Genomic DNA, 17,582 nt, shown 5'->3' with positions numbered 1-17,582 from the left:
CCGCGGGCTCAGGCGAGAACGACGTTCTGCGGCTCGGCGAGCTCGATCAGGTTGCCGTCGGGATCGCGTATATATATCGAGCGTATCGGACTGGTGGCTCCTGTACGGGATACCGGTCCCTCCTCGATCACCACTTTAGCCCCCTTCAAACGCGCTATCGCCGCGTCGAGGCTTTCCACCAGAAGACAGAGATCGCCGGAGCCGGGCGTCGGCTCGAACGCCTTCGGCAGGAACTCTCGCTGGTGCTGGTGCAGATTGATCTTCTGCTGGCCGAAGCGAAGCGCCCGCCGCCCGCCCGAAAAGACAACTTCCTCCATACCGAGCACGCCGACATAAAAATCCACCGTCGCGTCGACATCGCGAACCGTAAGTACCAGGTGATCGATCGAGATGATCTTCATCGACATTCGCTCCCCCTTGCAAATATCACCACTTTTCTGGTCGCCGCGCTTATTTGATAACTCCATGATGATATTGCGCCACGAGCCCCCCTTGAAGACCCGACAACGGCGACGAAGGCCGCGGAACAGCGGATAGCAACGTCCTCAGCCCTGATATGCGGCAGAAAGCCACCCGTCCCTGCCGCGATGCTGTGCAAACGAGCTCGCTCCTCCCCGCCTCCCCCGTAACTCTCTTCGGCCTGGCCGCCGCATTCCAACCCGATTCCTCGATTATTTTTTGTGCATATTGACCAATAATTAGTCAGCATACAGCAGGTTGCGCTGCCGCAAGCCCCGCTTGTCGAGCGAATTTGCCGCATTTGGAGGCGTTTTTTTAAGCATGCGGGATTGGCACGCGTCGTGCTAGCACATTTCGGGACCGGGCACGGCCACCCGGACCCGATGGACTGGATGCGGAGAGACGGAGGCGATGAAAAAAATCGAAGCGATCATAAAGCCCTTCAAGCTTGACGAGGTGAAGGAAGCGCTTCAGGAGGTCGGCCTCCAGGGCATCACCGTCACGGAAGCAAAGGGGTTCGGGCGCCAGAAAGGCCACACGGAGCTTTATCGCGGCGCCGAATACGTCGTCGATTTCCTTCCGAAAGTGAAGGTCGAGATTGTCTTGACCGATGAACTGGTGGACAAGGCTGTCGAGGCAATTCGCAACGCCGCGCAAACCGGCAGGATCGGCGACGGCAAGATCTTCGTTTCCAATATCGAGGAAGCCGTACGCATCCGCACCGGCGAGACCGGCGTCGACGCCATCTGAGCATGCACGCGAACGATCGCCCCGCAGTGCGGCGCTGCCGCCCTCTCGCGCGGGAATTCGCGGAAAATCTGAAACTTAAATCCAAGAATGAACTGGGAAGGATGAAATGACGACCGCTAGCGACATCCTCAAGGAAATGAGCGAGAAGGACATCAAGTTTGTCGACCTGCGCTTCACTGATCCGCGCGGCAAGCTGCAGCATGTCACCATGGACGCCTCGGAAGTGAACGAGGACATGTTCGCCGAAGGCGTCGCCTTCGACGGCTCCTCGATCGCCGGCTGGAAAGCCATCAACGAATCCGACATGACGCTCGTCCTCGATCCCGAGAGCGCGCATATCGATCCGTTCTTCGCCCAGTCGACGCTCGCCATCATGTGCGACATCATCGACCCGGTTTCCGGCGAGGCCTACAACCGCGATCCGCGCACGACCGCCAAGAAGGCGGAAGCCTACATGAAGTCGCTCGGCATCGGCGACACCGTGTACTTCGGCCCGGAAGCCGAATTTTTCATCTTCGACGACGTTCGTTTCTCGGCAGATCCGTACAACACCTCCTTCAAGGTGGACTCCATGGAACTGCCGATCAACATGGGCTCGGAGTACGAGTCCGGCAACCTCGGCCACCGTCCGCGCACCAAGGGCGGCTACTTCCCGGTTCCGCCGATCGACAGCTGCCAGGACATCCGCTCCGAGATGCTCACCGTCCTCAAGGAGATGGGCGTTACAGTCGAGAAGCACCACCACGAGGTGGCCGCGGCCCAGCACGAACTTGGCATCAAGTTCGACACCATGGTCCGCAACGCCGATAAGATGCAGATCTACAAGTACGCCGTGCACCAGGTCGCTCACGCCTACGGCAAGACCGCGACCTTCATGCCGAAGCCGGTATTCGGCGACAACGGCACCGGCATGCACTGCCATCAGTCGATCTGGAAGGAAGGCAAGCCCGTCTTCGCCGGCAACCAGTATGCCGACCTCTCGGAAGCCTGCCTCTACTACATCGGCGGTATCCTGAAGCACGCCAAGGCGATCAACGCCTTCACCAACCCGTCGACCAACTCCTACAAGCGCCTGGTCCCGGGCTATGAGGCTCCGGTTCTGCTCGCCTATTCGTCGCGCAACCGCTCCGCCTCCTGCCGCATCCCGTTCACGTCCTCGCCGAAGGCGAAGCGCGTGGAAGTCCGCTTCCCGGACCCGTCCGCCAATCCGTATCTCGGTTTCGCCGCGATGCTGATGGCCGGCCTCGACGGCATCAAGAACAAGATCCATCCGGGCGACCCGATGGACAAGAACCTCTACGACCTGCCGGCGGAGGAGCTGAAGGAAATCCCAACCGTCGCCGGTTCGCTGCGCGAAGCGCTTGAAGCGCTCGATGCCGACCGCGAATTCCTCAAGGCCGGCGGCGTCATGGACGACGATCAGATCGATGCCTACATCGAGCTGAAGATGGAAGAGAACATGCGCTACGAGATGTCTCCGCATCCGATCGAGTACGACATGTACTACTCCTGCTGATTGGGCGGGCGATACATCATTGCAGCGGGGTGGGTGAGCGATCTCCCACCCCGTTTTCATTTGCAGGCTGCAAGGCCAAAATCGGACCGGCATCCATCATGTCACAAGGGCTTCACCGCCGCGCGTTAGAGCGGACATGACCATGTCCGGCTGCTCTGTCAGCCGGCCGACAAGGGAGGTCATGCAATGTCCGAAAGCAGCAACGAACCGCTTTTCCGCGCCGGCCAGTTCGAAGTCTCCGACGATATCGGTCGCAACAGCAGTGCAAACCCCACCATGGGCGACATCATTGCAGCTCGCTATTCCCGTCGCGGCATCCTGAAAGGCGCGCTCGGCGTTACTGCGATTGCGGCTACCGTTAGCCCGCTGGCCTTGATGGCTTCGTCGGAAGCCCGTGCCTCAGGCTCTTTCAGCTTCAATTTCAAGGAGGTAGAGGCCGGTGTAGATGAAATGCACCATGTCGCCGAAGGCTATGACGCAGATATACTGCTGCGTTGGGGAGATGCCATCTTTGCCGATTCTCCTGCATTCGATCCATTGAACCAGTCGGCCGACGCTCAAAGGAAGCAGTTCGGCTACAACAACGATTTCATAGGCTTCATTCCCCTTGGCGGCTCCGACGAGCATGGCCTTCTGGTCGTCAACCACGAGTACACGAATGAAGAGCTGATGTTCCCGGGCATCGTCACCATTGTCGAGGTGGAGAAAGACGGCAAGAAGGTGAAGAAGGCCGAAGTCGCCGAAGCGGACCGGGCCCGCATCGATATCGAAATGGCCGCTCATGGCGGCTCCATCGTCGAGATTCGCAAGGAAGGCGGCAAGTGGCAGATCCGGCGCGACGGCAGGATGAATCGCCGGATTACCGCCGATACACCCATGATGTTGAGCGGGCCGGTCGCCGGCCATGATCGCGTCAAGACATCCGCTGACCGGTCTGGCGTCGAAGTGCTTGGCACACTCAACAACTGCGCCGGAGGCGTGACACCATGGGGCACCTATCTCATGGCGGAGGAAAATTTCCACGGCTACTTCACCGGTGAACTGCCCGCCGGCCATAGGGAAGAGGCGAACTTCAAACGTGTCGGTGTTCCCGGCAACTCCTATGCTTGGGGTAATTTCCACGACCGCTTCCACGTCGGCAAGGAACCGAACGAACCCAACCGCTTCGGCTGGATCGTCGAGGTCGATGTCCTTGACCCTAACTCCACGCCGAAGAAGCGCACGGCACTCGGACGCTTCAAACACGAAGGTTGCGAGACCATCGTCAACAAGGATGGACGCGTCGTCATCTACACCGGCGATGACGAGCGCTTCGACTACGTCTACAAATTCGTGACCGCCGGAATCTACAATCCGAGCGATCGCACCGCGAACATGGACCTCCTCGATGAGGGCACTCTCTACGTCGCGCGCTTCGAGGAGGACGGCACCCTCAACTGGCTGCCGATGGTCCACGGCGAAGGTCCTCTGACTGCCGAGAACGGCTTCGAAAGCCAGGCAGACGTGCTGATCGAGTCTCGCCGCGCCGGCGACGTACTCGGGGCGACGAAGATGGACCGCCCGGAAGACGTGCAGCCCGGCAAGAACGGCAACGCCTTCGTCATGCTCACCAACAATACCAAGCGCAAGGACGACCAGATCAACGCGGCCAACCCGCGCGCAAAGAACGCGTTCGGCCACATCATCGAGATCGTCAACCCGGACCAGGACCACGCCGCGACCCGGGCAAAGTGGGAGATCCTCGTCAAGTGCGGCGACCCCTCGATTGCCGAGGTCGGCGCAACTTTTTCCTCCGACACCACGCAGAACGGCTGGTTTGGCATGCCGGACAATTGCGCGGTGGATGCCGAAGGACGGCTTTGGGTGGCAACCGATGGCAATTCGCCCGCCGATACCGGCCGTACAGACGGCGTATGGGCGGTGGAGACGACAGGCGAAGGCCGCGGTACGTCGCGCCTGTTCTTCCGTGTTCCCGTCGGCGCGGAGCTTTGCGGCCCCTGCATGACGGAAGACATGCAGAACTTTTTCGTCGCCATCCAGCACCCTGCCGACGAAGGTCTGGACTGGGAACCCTTCGGCCGCCCGTCCTATTTCGAAGATCCGTCGACGCGCTGGCCGGATTTCTCCGACGGCATGCCGCCGCGCCCCTCCGTCGTCGTCATCACGAAGCGAGGGGGCGGCAAGATCGCCATCTGAACCTCGACGGCAAGGTGTCGACAGAAGCAGCTGTCACGGCCCCGTCATCTCGGCTGGCTATGACATTGCCGCAAGGCTGATGTCATCCGACATCGCCCTTACCCGCAAACTTCGGCGGCTCCCGCGAGCCGCCTTTCTTTTTGCCGAATCAGCGAGGGCGTGCCCAATTCCTCCGTGAATTCGCAGGCTACATCGGCTATAGAGCGGACCGGCTCTCTCCGGCCGAAATCAGGGAACAATTCAAAACATACGGAAATTGAGCGAGATGACCGCTTTCAAATCGGATTTTCTGAAGGTCCTCCAGGAGCGAGGCTTCATCCATCAGGTGTCGAACCCGGAAGGACTCGACAAGCTGTATGCATCCGAAACGGTCACCGCCTATATCGGCTTCGACTGCACGGCCAGGAGCCTGCATGTCGGCTCCCTCGTGCAGATCATGATCCTCCACTGGATGCAGCAGACCGGCCACCGGCCGATCGCGCTGATGGGCGGTGGCACCACCCGCGTCGGCGATCCGTCCTTCCGTGACGAGGCGCGCCCGCTGCTTACCGAAGAGCAGATCGAGGACAACAAGGCCGGTATCCGTCAAGTCTTCGATCGTTTCCTCACCTTCGGTTCGGGGCCGAAGGACGCGCTCATGCTCGACAATGCCGAATGGCTGCTGCAGCTGCAGTACCTGCCATTCCTGCGTGACGTCGGCCGTCATTTCTCCGTCAACCAGATGATCCAGCGCGATTCAGTGCGCCTGCGCCTGGAGCGTGAGCAGCATCTCTCCTTCCTGGAGTTTAATTACATGCTGCTGCAGGCCTACGATTTCGTGGAGCTTTACCGGCGCACCGGTTGCCGGGTGCAGCTTGGCGGCTCCGACCAGTGGGGCAACATTGTTTCCGGCGTCGATCTCGGCCGCCGCATGGAGGATGTCGAGCTTTTTGCCATCACCACACCGCTGCTCACCACCGCATCGGGCGCCAAGATGGGCAAGACGGCGGCCGGCGCAGTCTGGCTCAATGCCGAAATGCTGTCGCCCTACGACTACTGGCAGTATTGGCGCAACACCGAGGACGCCGACGTCGAGCGCTTCCTGAAGCTCTTCACCACGCTGCCACTGGACGAGATCGCCCGGCTCGGCAGCCTTGGCGGCGCGGAGATCAACGAGGCCAAGAAGATCCTGGCAACCGAGGCCACCGCCATGGCCCATGGTCGCGAAACCGCGGAACAGGCGGCGGAGACCGCCCGTAAAGCCTTCGAGGAAGGACAGCTTGCAACCGGCCTTCCCACGGTGGAGATCAGCCGGGGCGAACTGGAGGCGGGCTACGGCCTTCTGAGCGCCGTCGTGGCTGCGGGGCTGTGCGCCTCCAACGGCGAAGTTCGACGCAATATCAAGGGCGGCGCTATTCGCATCAATGATCAGGCGGAAGGGGATGAAAAGCGCGTCCTCACCGCCTCGGACCTTGTGGCGGATGGCGTGATCAAGCTCTCGCTTGGCCGCAAGCGCCACGTGCTGCTGAAGCCAGTTTGAGCGTGCGTTCGTTCGAACGAAGCCCGCCCGGAAATAAAATTCGGGCGGGCTTTTTTAGTTGTATTCGAAGAGCTTGCGGAAAATTCCCGGCGCTATGGCGGAAACCGGGTTGACCGAAAGGTCCGGCTCGGAAAGCGTGCCCGTCACCCTGTAGGTGACGCCGATCAGCCCCTCGTCGCTGCCGCCACCCAGGGCGAAGCCGAGGACGGGGATCTTCGCGAAAAGATTGTTCAGCACGAAGATCGGCACGAAGGTCCCGGTCAGATCCAGCGACTGCGCGGCGAGATTGATGCCACCGGTAAAGGTGCCGCCGATCGTCGCCCCGTTCAGCGTGCCTTCCGTCACCGTGATCTCGTCGCCCTTGCGGCGGAAATCGATCCGCAGCTTCTGGAAGGAAGCTTCCCCGCGCAGCACGGCGCCGGCGTTGCGCACCAGCGCGCCGTCGTCCTGCGAATACTGGCTGATGGAGGCCAGTTGCTGGATTGCGGGATCTTCCGTCACCGACAGGTCGCTCACGGTAAAATTGCCGTTCCAGTCCTTCTTGTCCGGCATACCGATCGTTAGCCGCCCGCGCCCGCCCCGCATGCGCTTGTAGAGGTTCAGCAGGCGCAAGGTCTCGCCCGTATTGGCAAAGCTGGCGTCGAAGGAGCGGCCGTTGCCGGCCGCCTTGAGCGCGGCGGTCACGGGATTCTTGCCGCCGGTGACGCCCTCCAGTGTCAGGGACTGGAGCCCGGCTTCGTTCTTGACTGCCTCAAGCCTGATATTGTTCGCCGAAACCCCGTTGAATCCGATCAACAGGTCCACATCCGCCTTCACGCGGAGGGTTTCCTTGCTTCCCTCCCCGGTTCCACCTGCGGACTGCTTGAACGATGAAATCAGCCCCCGGCCGTCCAGTTGCTCCGCCTTCAGCTCCGCCGTCAGGCCATGCCTGCCCTGGCGCGTGATAGTGAGCGAGGCGGAATCGCTTGGCCGCAGCTTGAAACTCCCAAACCGCGCCTCCTGCAGGGCACCCGAAGTCGTCAGGTGGACTTCGCCTTTGATATCGACCCCTTCCGACGTCAGGGTGAAATTCCTGAGCACTTGACCGTCATCGGTTTTCACGAGCTCGAAATGCGCATCCGCCGCCACCCCGGAGCTCTTTTCCCAACCAAGTGCGTCCAAAGCGACCTTCGTCTTCGTGAGGTCGATGTCGTAGCGCTGCGTATCACCGTCCTGGGAGAGGGTTACCGTCATCGGCCCGCTGAAAAGCGAACCGGCGTCGAGCCCGAGCCTCTCGAAATCCTTGTCGGTGAGCTGCAATACGATCCCCTGCTTCGCCACCACGGCATTCCCGGAAATGGGAGTGTCCCCGAAAGGCTCGACGATATCGATATTCGCCAGGATACCGTTCAGCCGGCCCTTGCCTTGCACCTCGATCTTCGAAGGATCTGCGACAAAGGAAAGCGTGGCATCGCTGATCTCGCGTCCCTTCACCGGTTTGGCCAGCGAAAAGCCTTTCAACTCGCCTTCAAGCTGCCAGGACACTTCAGACATTGTGGTATTGCGCGCCAGCGGAAAGGAGGCTTTGACGTCAAGCTTCCCTGTACCGCTCAGATCTGAAGCCGACAACTCGCGCATCGACAGCACCGAAAACGGCTTGCTGTCGAGCACGGAACCTAGGCTCTCTGCCTTCCCTTCGGCGGAGAGACTCAAATGGCCTGTCTTGATCGAATGGAAATTAAGCTCGCCGATGGTAAAAGTGCCACCGGTGACGGTCACCTTATCCCCGACCAGGGGCGTAATCGCGCCCTCGGCCGCGTGAACGGTCAGCGTCGCGTTGTCGATAAGGATATCTCCGGAGATATTTTCGACCGGCGGTAGGGTGCCGATGGTCTTCACCGACATGTCCGAAACGCTCATGGTCATCTGGACGTCGTGCCCAGCCCAACCGGGTGTATCGTCCCTTGGATCGAAGGTAGAGGGGCGAAGGGAAATATTCGCGCTTCCGCCATTGATGCGCCCTTCCGTCAGATGCCCGATAACCCAGGCGCGCGCTGCCGGCGCCAGTGTTATCGGCCACAGCCGCTTGACCGACGCGATAGGCATGCTGCCGGTCTCGATCGCCAACGCCACGTAGGAACCATCTTCCCTGATCTCCACGGTGCCAACCATGTCGACCTTTGCCGTGCCGGCGCGCAGGTCGAAACGATTGATGCCAATCGTGCGGGTCTTCGGATCGATGTCACCCTCGACGACAATCGAATGCACATTCATCGGAGGTCCGGGTACGTCCGACGGCGATAGCCGAGAACCGTTCGAGATGATGCGATAGGACCAGGAGGATTGCCATTCGCGCGGAGCCTCCACCAGGCCCTCGAAGGGAATGACCGTGCGGCCGCGCACGTAGCGGGACGGTTCGATCTTGAAGCCATCCTTGTCCGGGTGCCAGGCGAGATGCATATCGATCTCGTCAAACGCAATAGCCGTCTTGCCGGTGTTTATCCAGCCGCCGGCAACCCTTGTATGGAGCCGGGCTCCGAGAAAGCTGCCCTCCCGATCGAGAAGGGCCTCGAATCTCGGGTAGATCGGCACGCCAAGCCCCCTGCCCGGCGTGATCGGCGCCTCTTCGGGCAGGAACTCCGCCGCCGTGATCCCCGAAGTCGCAAAGATGATCTGCCGCTCGCCGGTCTGCGGGTCGATCTTCCGGCTAACGTCCGCCCGCCAGCGCCCCAGCCGTCCGGCAATATCCGCCTTGGCGGAAAGACCGGTCAAGCCGTCGCGCGTGAGGATCGCGTCGATACCGGAAAAGGAACGCGTTTTCCCGGTCTCCAGCTTAACGCTGCCATCGATCACCTCGATCCGCTCGAGATCGCGGCGCTCGAATTCGGAAAGCACCATTTCGGCAAGACGATCCGCAGCCTCCATGATCACGCTCATGTCGGGCGTGGCTTCGTCGGGCTCACCCGCTTTCAAGGCAAGGCTCGGCCGGTCGAATATGAGCGAGTGAAAAGTGATGCGCCCGCCGATCGCTTCTGAAATATCGACCGGGGCGGATATCCTGGGCACCGCAACAAGGGCTTCGCTCTTGCCCTTCGTGTCGATCACGACATCGTCGAGTACGACCTCCAGCGCCTTTCCGCTCGACAGGTCGATCATCACGTCGCCGACCGCCAGATGGTAGCCGCGACTCGCGGCTCGCTCTTCCAGGAAGCTTGCCAGGCGCGGCAGGCTGATAGGCCCGTGTGCGATCCGGACGACCAAAAGACCCGTAAGGACTGCGAGCAAGGCGGCAAGGACGAGCACGATTCGCCGCCGCCGGCTCGTCTGGCGCCGCTCTCCTCCCTTTTCTTCCTTCCTCAGCAATCTCTTAATCAGCCCTGCTGTCCTTTTTAGTTGAGCGATTACCCGATCCGCGCCTATTGCGCGACATCATAACGCCTTCGGCTGCGCGATATCGCAAGGAAAGAAAACCGGCTATGCACGCGCCGCGTATGCCGTCGAGGATCGGTCGACCGCATCCGGAGTCAGTCCTCATTCAGGGTTCGCCCAATCGCGGCAAGCGTCGACAACGCATGGCGCAAGGCTCTGTTACAACCGATCATGTGTCGGCAAGCTGTGTCGAAAGGAAGGCAGGATGAGCAATTTGCAGGAAGGAATGGCAGCCCCGGGCTTCACGGTGGCGACCGATGGCGGCGGAATGCTGAGCCTTGAAGATCTGAAGGGCCGTCCGGCGGTCATCTACTTCTATCCCAAGGACGACACGCCCGGCTGCACCAAAGAGGCAATTTCCTTCAGCAGTCTCAAGGGGGAATTCGACAGGCTCAATGTCGCGGTAATCGGTATATCGCCGGATTCGACAACAAGGCACGACAAGTTCAAGACCAAGCATGACCTGTCGGTGACGCTCGGAGCCGATACCGACAACCAGGTCGCGACGGCCTATGGAGTGTGGGGAGAAAAGTCCATGTATGGGCGGAAGTACATGGGCATCGAGCGCTCCACCTTCCTCATCGATTCGCAAGGCCGGCTGGCCCGTATCTGGCGGAAGGTAAAAGTACCCGGCCATGCCGAGGAGGTGCTGGAAGCGGCCCGCGCGCTCGGCTGACGGATGTCGGCCGAACGAGTTCCGCGGCCGCGTGAGCGCGTCTGCGGAACTTGCCCATACCGCCAGGTGCGGCTTCTCGCGTAACGCAGCGTCCTTAGGGTTTGTTAACCTTACTGATTTCTAATCGTGACCGGAAAGAGATCCACGATCGTCGATCAAAGAACGAAGCATGGGATCCATGGAACGGTCACAGGCAAGCAACCGCGAATTCGGCAAGAGGCGCGAACCCCATCGGGTAACGATCGCCCGTAACGGCTATGTCCGTTCCTTCACGATATCGCCCTGGGCGGCCGGGCTCGTCAGCGGTGTCGGCGCCCTTTTCGCCATCGGTTATATCGGCGCCACGGCCTATCTGGTTCTGCGCGACGATCTGATCCGCACCTCGACCGAGAAGCAGGCGGCTCTCCAACTTACCTACGAGGACCGCATCGCAAATCTCCGGGCGCAAATAGATCGGCTCACCAGCCGGCGCGTCCTGGACAAGAAATCCATAGAGGAAAAGGTCGATGACCTGATCGTGCGCCAGCGCGACCTCGACGAAAGGCAGGCGCGCGTATCCGCACTGCTCGAAATGGCCGCGAAAAGCGGCATCAAGCTCTCGCTGAGCGGCCAGGTTCCCGGCCGCAAGCCCGAAGCTCCCGTTCTGGCCGCCGGCGACCCGTCCGGACAGGACGACACCGGCATCGGCGGCACCAACGAGCCGATCGAGATCGCCCCGGCGCTTGGCTTGCGCGGTACCACATCCGCGCCAATCGTCGTCCCAGCCGACAAGCGAGCGTCCGCCGCAGCGGAAGACCGGGAGAACCTGTTCGTACAGGTGAACGAGACACTCAACCGGATGGACGACGAGGCACATCTTGCCCTCGACGTGATTGCCGTATCGGCAGAGCAGGATATCGAAACGATCGAGCAAACGGCCGGCTCCCTCGGGCTGCGCCTGGCCGGAAAGCCCGCGTCGGCGGAAAGCGGCACCGGCGGACCGTTCGAGGCTTTCGACGACGATGCCTTCGACAGCCGGCTCGAGCGCGCAGAGCGGGCCCTTGCGGATCTGGAACGCGTCAAGGAAGCAGCTCGCGGCATCCCCCTCTCCCGTCCGATCGAGGGTGCCAAGATTTCCTCGTCATTCGGCCCTCGCCTCGACCCGTTTCTTCGCCGCCTTGCCATGCATACGGGTATCGATCTGCGCGCCCCTGGCGGCACGAAGGTGCATGCCAGCGCACCAGGCAAGGTCGTCTCGGCCGGCCGCAATGGCGGCTATGGCCTGATGGTGGAAATCGAACATCCAAGCGGCTTGACGAGCCGCTACGCGCATATGCGAAAGCTTCTGGTTTCGGAAGGCGAAGAGGTAGACACTGGCGATGTCCTCGGTCTTGTCGGCTCCACAGGCCGCTCCACCGGCCCGCACCTTCACTACGAGATCCGGGTGAACGGTGAGGCGACCGACCCGCGCCGTTTCGTCCAGGCCGGCAAGGAACTTGCCTCGATCCTGGACTACTGAATACCCACCATCCTCACCGAACGAAAAAGCCGCCGGGTCATCATGATCCGGCGGCTTTTTTATTCGCCGCGCGAACTTGAGAAGGCGATCAGGCCTCGACGTCCGCGACTTCCGCCGGCTCGCCGCCGAACACGCGCTGTGCCAGCGCCGCCTCCATGAAGGCGTCCAGTTCACCGTCGAGCACGTCTTGCGGGCTGGTGGTTTCGACGCCCGTACGCAGGTCCTTCACAAGCTGATAGGGCTGCAGCACGTAGGAGCGGATTTGATGCCCCCAGCCAATCGAGGTTTTCGACGCGGCCTCGGCGTTGGCCTGCTCTTCGCGCTTCTGCAGTTCAGCCTCGTAGAGACGCGCCTTCAGCATCGACCAGGCCTGCGCCCGGTTCTTGTGCTGTGACCGCTCGCTCTGGCACTGCACGACGATACCGGTGGGCTGGTGCGTGATACGCACGGCCGAGTCGGTCGTGTTGATGTGCTGGCCGCCGGCGCCGGACGCGCGATAGGTGTCGATCCGGCAGTCGCTCTCGTTGATCTCGATCTCGATGGAGTCGTCGATCACCGGGTAGACCCAGACCGAGGCGAAGCTCGTGTGTCGCCGCGCCTGGCTGTCATAGGGCGAAATACGGACGAGACGGTGCACGCCCGATTCCGTTTTCAGCCAGCCATAGGCCCACTCACCCTTGATCAGGAGCGTCGCCGACTTGATGCCCGCCTCTTCGCCATCATGGACTTCAAGCAGTTCCACCTTGAAACCGCGCTGTTCCGCCCAGCGGGTATACATGCGCAACAGCATGCTGGCCCAGTCCTGGCTTTCCGTGCCGCCGGCGCCTGCGTTGATTTCAAGATAGGTGTCGTTGCCGTCGGCTTCGCCGGAAAGTAGCGAGGCCATCTGACGCTTGCCGACTTCCTCCTTGAGGCCCTTGAGGGCTCCCTCGGCTTCGGCGATCACGTCCTTGTCGCCCTCTGCCTCTCCAAGTTCGATCAGCTCGAGATTGTCGGCGAGATCGCGTTCGAGTTTGCGGACGCCGCCGATATTGTCATCGAGGTGCTGGCGTTCGCGCATCAGTTTCTGGGCGCGCGACGAATCGTTCCACAGCGAGGGGTCTTCGGAAAGGGCGTTCAGTTCATCGAGACGGGAGATTGCGACATCCCAGTCAAAGATGCCTCCTCAGCAGGCTTATGGCCTGCTTGATTTCGTCGACGACGGCCTGGGTCTCGGCGCGCATCGTTACCTCTCAGCTATGGGTGAAGGTGGGAGCCGCTGGCGATCGTGCGATCGCGACCCCGATTTCAGGGCCGCGACCATACGCGCGAGGCTTCGGCGTGTAAACCGTGCCCGCAACCGATGGAAAGCGCTTGAAAGTTCAGTACAGACCACCGGTTCCCGAAAGGACAGCGCGCCCGGCATCCGGCGAAACGCTGCGTGGAATGCCGATCTCATCCTGGAAGCCGATGATCGAATATTCGTCCGGCGGCGCGGTGCCCGGCTTGAAGGATTCCAGGATTGTCCCCGGCGTGCCCGCAGCGGCGCGAAGACCCGTGCGGCGATTGATCGGGATGAGCTGCAGGCCCTGCGGCACGCGGAATTCCACCGGCGGCTGATCGGCCAGCGCAGTCTTGACGAATTCCGTGAAGATCGGCGCGGCGATCTGGCCGCCCGTCGCACCGCGGCCCATCGGCTTGGGCGTGTCGTAACCGACAAAGACGCCAACCGTCAGATCGGGCGTGAAGCCCATGAACCAGGCATCCTTCTCATCGTTGGTGGTGCCGGTCTTGCCGGCAACCGGGCGGCCGACTTCCTGCACCTTCGTTGCCGTGCCGCGCTGGACAACGCCTTCCATCATCGAAGTGATCTGGTAGGCCGTCATCGGATCGAGCACCTGTTCGCGATTGTCGACCAGTTCCGGCTCGTCCTGGCCCTGCCAGGCATCGACGGCGCAGGCGTCGCAAATCCGCTCCTCATGCTTGTAGATCGTCTTGCCGTAACGGTCCTGGACCCGGTCGATCAGCGTCGGCTTCACCTGGCGTCCGCCGTTGGCAATCATCGCATAGGCGGTGGTGAGCCTCAGGACGGTCGTCTCGCCTGCGCCAAGCGACATGGAAAGCACCGGCGGCATCGCGTCGTAGATGCCGAACCGCTTCGAGTATTCGGCGACCAGCGGCATGCCCATGTCCTGCGCCAGGCGCACTGTCATCACGTTGCGCGACAGCTCGATGCCGGTTCGCAGCGTCGACGGGCCATAGAACTTTCCGCCATAATTCTGCGGCTGCCATGTCGGCAGGCCCGGCCCCTGGCTGATCTCCAGCGGCGCGTCCAGCACCACGCTTGATGGCGTGTAGCCATTGTCGAGGGCGGCCGAATAGATGAACGGCTTGAACGACGAACCCGGTTGGCGATAGGCCTGCGTGGCGCGGTTGAACTCGCTCTGGGCAAAGCTGAAACCGCCCGACATCGCAAGCACGCGGCCCGTATAGGGATCCATGGCGACGATCGCGCCGGAGACCTTCGGCACCTGCATCAGCTCGTAGTAATCGGCGACCGGGCCTTCCTGCTTACGCACGTAGACCACATCGCCTGCTGCCAACACGTCGGCGGGCGTCTTTGGCGAACGCCCCTTGGAACGTGCCCAGTTCATGGCGGAAAACGGAATGGTGCCGCGCACGCGTTCGGTCGACAGCGCGCCGCTGACGATCCGATCCGGCTTCAGGCCGATCGTCGCTTCGTCGCCTGTCAGGGAAAGCACGACGGCAAGCTGCCATTCGGGCACATCGGACAGGCCGTCGATCTTGCCGAGTTCCTCGCCCCAGTCGCCGGCGCCGAGCGAGATCGTCGTTACCGGGCCGCGCCAGCCTCCTCGCTTGCGATCGAAATCGATGAGGCCGTCCATCAGCGCCTTGCGCGCCAGTACCTGCAGCTTGGGATCAAGCGTCGAACGGACCGAGAGGCCGCCTTCGTAGAGCCGGTCCTCGCCGTAGATCTCGGCAACCTTGCGGCGCACTTCCTCGGCGAAATACTCGGAGGCGAACAGATGGGAGCCGCGCGTGCGGGGCGTTACTTCCAGCGGCGACGCCTTGGCCTTTTCCGCGTCGGCCGGGTCGACATAGCCGTTCTCCACCATCCTGTCGATCACCCAGTTGCGGCGGGCGATCGCGGCATCACGGTACTTGAAGGGGTGATAGTTGTTCGGCGCCTTGGGAAGGGCTGCGAGATAGGCTGCCTCCGCGATCGTCAGTTCATGTACCGACTTGTCGAAATAGACCAGCGAGGCGGCAGCCACGCCATAGGCGCCAAGACCGAGATAGATCTCGTTGAGATAGAGTTCGAGGATCTCGTCCTTCGTAAAGGTCTGCTCGATGCGCAAGGACAGGATCGCTTCCTTGATCTTGCGCTCGATGGAAAGCTCGTTCGTCAGAAGGAAGTTCTTTGCGACCTGCTGGGTGATGGTGGAGGCGCCCTGCGGGCGGCGACCGGAGCCGAAATTCTGTACATAGCTGACCAGCGCGCGCGCCACGCCCTCTGGGTCGACGCCGATATGCGTATAGAAATTCTTGTCTTCGGCCGAGATATAGGCCTGCTTCAGCACGTCCGGTACCGCCTGGATGGGCAGGAAAAGGCGGCGCTCATGCGCGAACTCCGCCATTAGCTGGCCGTCGGCGGCATGCACGCGCGTCATCACAGGTGGCTCGTAGTTCTTCAGGGCCGTGTAGTCAGGCAGATCCTTGCCCATCTCGTTGAGATAGATCCATACGCCGGCTGCGATCAGCAGGAAAAAGACGGTGCCGATTCCGAAAAGATAGCCGAAGAGCTTGACCAGAAATTTCATAGATCGGCTCGTTTTCCCATCAAGTCATGTCTGAACCGCCGTCCCGGCCACTGCTTGTTTCGCAGCAATCCGTCGGCGGTTAAATACATCCGGGCCGTGCGCTTGCGCCCGGCTGTCGTCGTTGCATCATCCATCTGCAAGCAATATGGCGATGCTGAGGCGATTCTTGCAGCCGCTTCCTCAAAATATGCGCGTCATTGCGCCGTCCTGAAGCCCTGCCGCTGCACCAGGCGCGGACCGAAGAACCGATCGACCGCCGCTGCAATCGCCGACGACATACGCTCGCGCCACTCGTCGCTGGTCAGCAGCTTCTCGTCGAGCTTGTTCGACAGGTAACCCAGTTCCACCAGCGCCGACGGCATATCATGTGCTTCCAGTACGCGGAAGCCGGCGGAACGATGCGGGTTCTTGATCACTTTCGCCGCGCTTTGCAATTCCTCGACCAGGTTCCTGGCGAAGAAGATCGAAAAATTCTTCGTTTCCCGCCGCGCGAGGTCGATCAGGATGTCCGTCACGGCAGTCGGTTCGTGGCTGAGATCGATACCGGCGATCACGTCGGAGCGGTTTTCGCGTTCCGCCAGTTCTGCGGCTACGGCATCGGACGCCTTTTCCGAAAGTGTGTAGACCGAGGCGCCGCGCACTTCGTTCTTACCGATGCGCACCGAATCCGCATGCACCGAGACGAAAAGATCCGCGCCGAGCGACCGGGCGATCTTAACGCGCTCTCGAAGCGGTATGAACATGTCCGTTTCGCGCGTCAGATGGACGTCGTAGCGGCCACCCTCCTCCAGTTTCCGTTTAAGCAGGATTGCAAAATCGAGCGCCACGGCCTTTTCCAGCGTGCCGTTCGCTCCCGTTGCCCCCGTGTCGATGCCGCCATGGCCGGGGTCTATCACGACAACCGGCCTCCCCGCCCGCCGCTTGTCGTCCAGCCGGTCCCCCTTGGTGGAGGCCACGGCAGGGGCTGGCTTGAGCGCGTTTGCAAGAAATGCCTCGCGCGAAGTCTTGACCAGGTCGATCACCAGCCGCGCCGGCTGGTTGTCCACCGGCGGCAGGATGAAGGACTTGTCCACGGCAACCGGTTCGCCCGCGTCGAGCACGATGCGCGATTTGCCGGCTGCGAAAAGCCCATAGCGCCACGCACTGACAAGACCGCGCCCGCTCGCGCCGGTCCCTTCGGGCAAATCGAAACGAACCTCCGGCAAGTCGATGATCAATCGGTATGGATCGGCAAGCGTCGCATGCGTGAAAGCTACCGGTTCGCTCAAATCGAGGATGAAGCGGGTGCGCGCGCCGTCGCCGGCCAGACGCGCATCGCTGACAACCGGCTTGCCAATGCTCGCATTTTCGGCCTTCGCCTCATCGCTCGCCACATTCCCGTCGACGGCGTATGACGGACCGGCGAGCGAAAACGCCGCCGCAATGGCCAGCATGGCAAGCGCGAATCGGAAGGGTCGGGCTGGCAATGTCACACCTTCTGCGAGAATCGAAATCAGCGACAGTGTAGCGGAATCAGCCGCGCGGAACCGGCTACATATTGCATAACGCGAGGCAAGTTAACCTTTGATTGACGATCTCAATGCCGTCGCGTAACTCAAAAAATCCCTCTTTTGCCGACACTGTTTAACATAGCTTGCCTTCCTTCGTAACGGACCGTAAAAGGGGGACGAACGGGTTTCGGATTCAGACTGCTCTGAATCGGCTTTTTCGAAGTTTTGGATCCCGCGCCGGGACCAGCC

11 protein-coding genes are annotated in these 17,582 nt (G+C 61.5%); 6 read left to right on the top strand and 5 right to left on the bottom strand.

What is annotated here, in order from left to right; all coding sequences use genetic code 11:
• Positions 1–8 precede the first annotated feature (8 nt).
• On the bottom strand, positions 9–401 hold the full coding sequence (locus H2509_RS05035; RefSeq protein ID WP_182163775.1) for a VOC family protein: 393 nt from the start codon (positions 399–401) through the stop codon (positions 9–11).
• A 469-nt stretch (positions 402–870) separates the two neighbouring features.
• On the opposite strand from H2509_RS05035, the gene H2509_RS05030 reads away from it, so the two are divergent.
• The 4 genes from H2509_RS05030 to tyrS all read left to right on the top strand — a co-directional run bounded on the left by H2509_RS05030 (position 871) and on the right by tyrS (position 6,440).
• Positions 871–1,209, top strand: coding sequence for a P-II family nitrogen regulator (locus tag H2509_RS05030; protein WP_182162935.1), 339 nt, complete (start codon positions 871–873; stop codon positions 1,207–1,209).
• 106 nt (positions 1,210–1,315) lie between these two features.
• Positions 1,316–2,725 carry a type I glutamate--ammonia ligase gene (gene glnA, locus H2509_RS05025; protein ID WP_182162933.1) on the top strand — a complete coding sequence of 470 codons (1,410 nt, stop codon included), beginning with the start codon at positions 1,316–1,318 and terminating at the stop codon, positions 2,723–2,725.
• 186 nt (positions 2,726–2,911) lie between these two features.
• The gene (locus H2509_RS05020) at positions 2,912–4,921 is read left to right on the top strand and encodes a PhoX family protein (RefSeq protein ID WP_182162931.1); all 2,010 of its coding nucleotides are present in this window, start codon (positions 2,912–2,914) and stop codon (positions 4,919–4,921) included.
• 265 nt (positions 4,922–5,186) lie between these two features.
• On the top strand, positions 5,187–6,440 hold the full coding sequence (gene tyrS, locus H2509_RS05015) for a tyrosine--tRNA ligase (RefSeq protein WP_182162929.1): 1,254 nt from the start codon (positions 5,187–5,189) through the stop codon (positions 6,438–6,440).
• Positions 6,441–6,494: 54 nt separating this feature from the next.
• Here the strand turns inward: tyrS and H2509_RS05010 are convergent, their stop codons facing one another.
• Positions 6,495–9,782: a YhdP family protein gene (locus H2509_RS05010; RefSeq protein ID WP_182162927.1), complete on the bottom strand. Its 3,288-nt coding sequence runs from the start codon at positions 9,780–9,782 to the stop codon at positions 6,495–6,497.
• A 271-nt stretch (positions 9,783–10,053) separates the two neighbouring features.
• On the opposite strand from H2509_RS05010, the gene bcp reads away from it, so the two are divergent.
• Both bcp and H2509_RS05000 read left to right on the top strand, forming a co-directional pair.
• Positions 10,054–10,524: a thioredoxin-dependent thiol peroxidase gene (gene bcp / locus H2509_RS05005; protein WP_182162925.1), complete on the top strand. Its 471-nt coding sequence runs from the start codon at positions 10,054–10,056 to the stop codon at positions 10,522–10,524.
• A gap of 178 nt (positions 10,525–10,702) precedes the next feature.
• Entirely contained in the window at positions 10,703–12,022 is a 1,320-nt protein-coding gene (locus H2509_RS05000; protein WP_182162923.1) for a M23 family metallopeptidase, read from the top strand.
• Positions 12,023–12,110: 88 nt separating this feature from the next.
• Here H2509_RS05000 and prfB read toward each other — a convergent pair.
• The 3 genes from prfB to H2509_RS04985 form a co-directional block, all read right to left on the bottom strand.
• Positions 12,111–13,245 (bottom strand): peptide chain release factor 2 gene (gene prfB, locus H2509_RS04995; RefSeq protein ID WP_182162921.1). Its coding sequence is split into 2 segments (ribosomal slippage): positions 12,111–13,175 and positions 13,177–13,245, totalling 1,134 coding nucleotides; the frame shifts between segments, so codons are not numbered across the junction.
• Positions 13,246–13,383: 138 nt separating this feature from the next.
• Complete coding sequence (locus tag H2509_RS04990) at positions 13,384–15,843, bottom strand: penicillin-binding protein 1A (protein ID WP_182162919.1); 2,460 nt, start codon at positions 15,841–15,843, stop codon at positions 13,384–13,386.
• A 194-nt stretch (positions 15,844–16,037) separates the two neighbouring features.
• Positions 16,038–17,315 (bottom strand): N-acetylmuramoyl-L-alanine amidase, encoded by a 1,278-nt coding sequence (locus tag H2509_RS04985; protein ID WP_408022663.1) that lies wholly within the window; start codon positions 17,313–17,315, stop codon positions 16,038–16,040.
• Positions 17,316–17,582: the final 267 nt, after the last annotated feature.

It is taken from the genome of Stappia albiluteola (assembly GCF_014050225.1).
Classification (GTDB): domain Bacteria; phylum Pseudomonadota; class Alphaproteobacteria; order Rhizobiales; family Stappiaceae; genus Hongsoonwoonella; species Hongsoonwoonella albiluteola.
Note: the sequence above shows the minus strand (reverse complement) of the source record. Positions and strands in the feature narration are given on the sequence as shown.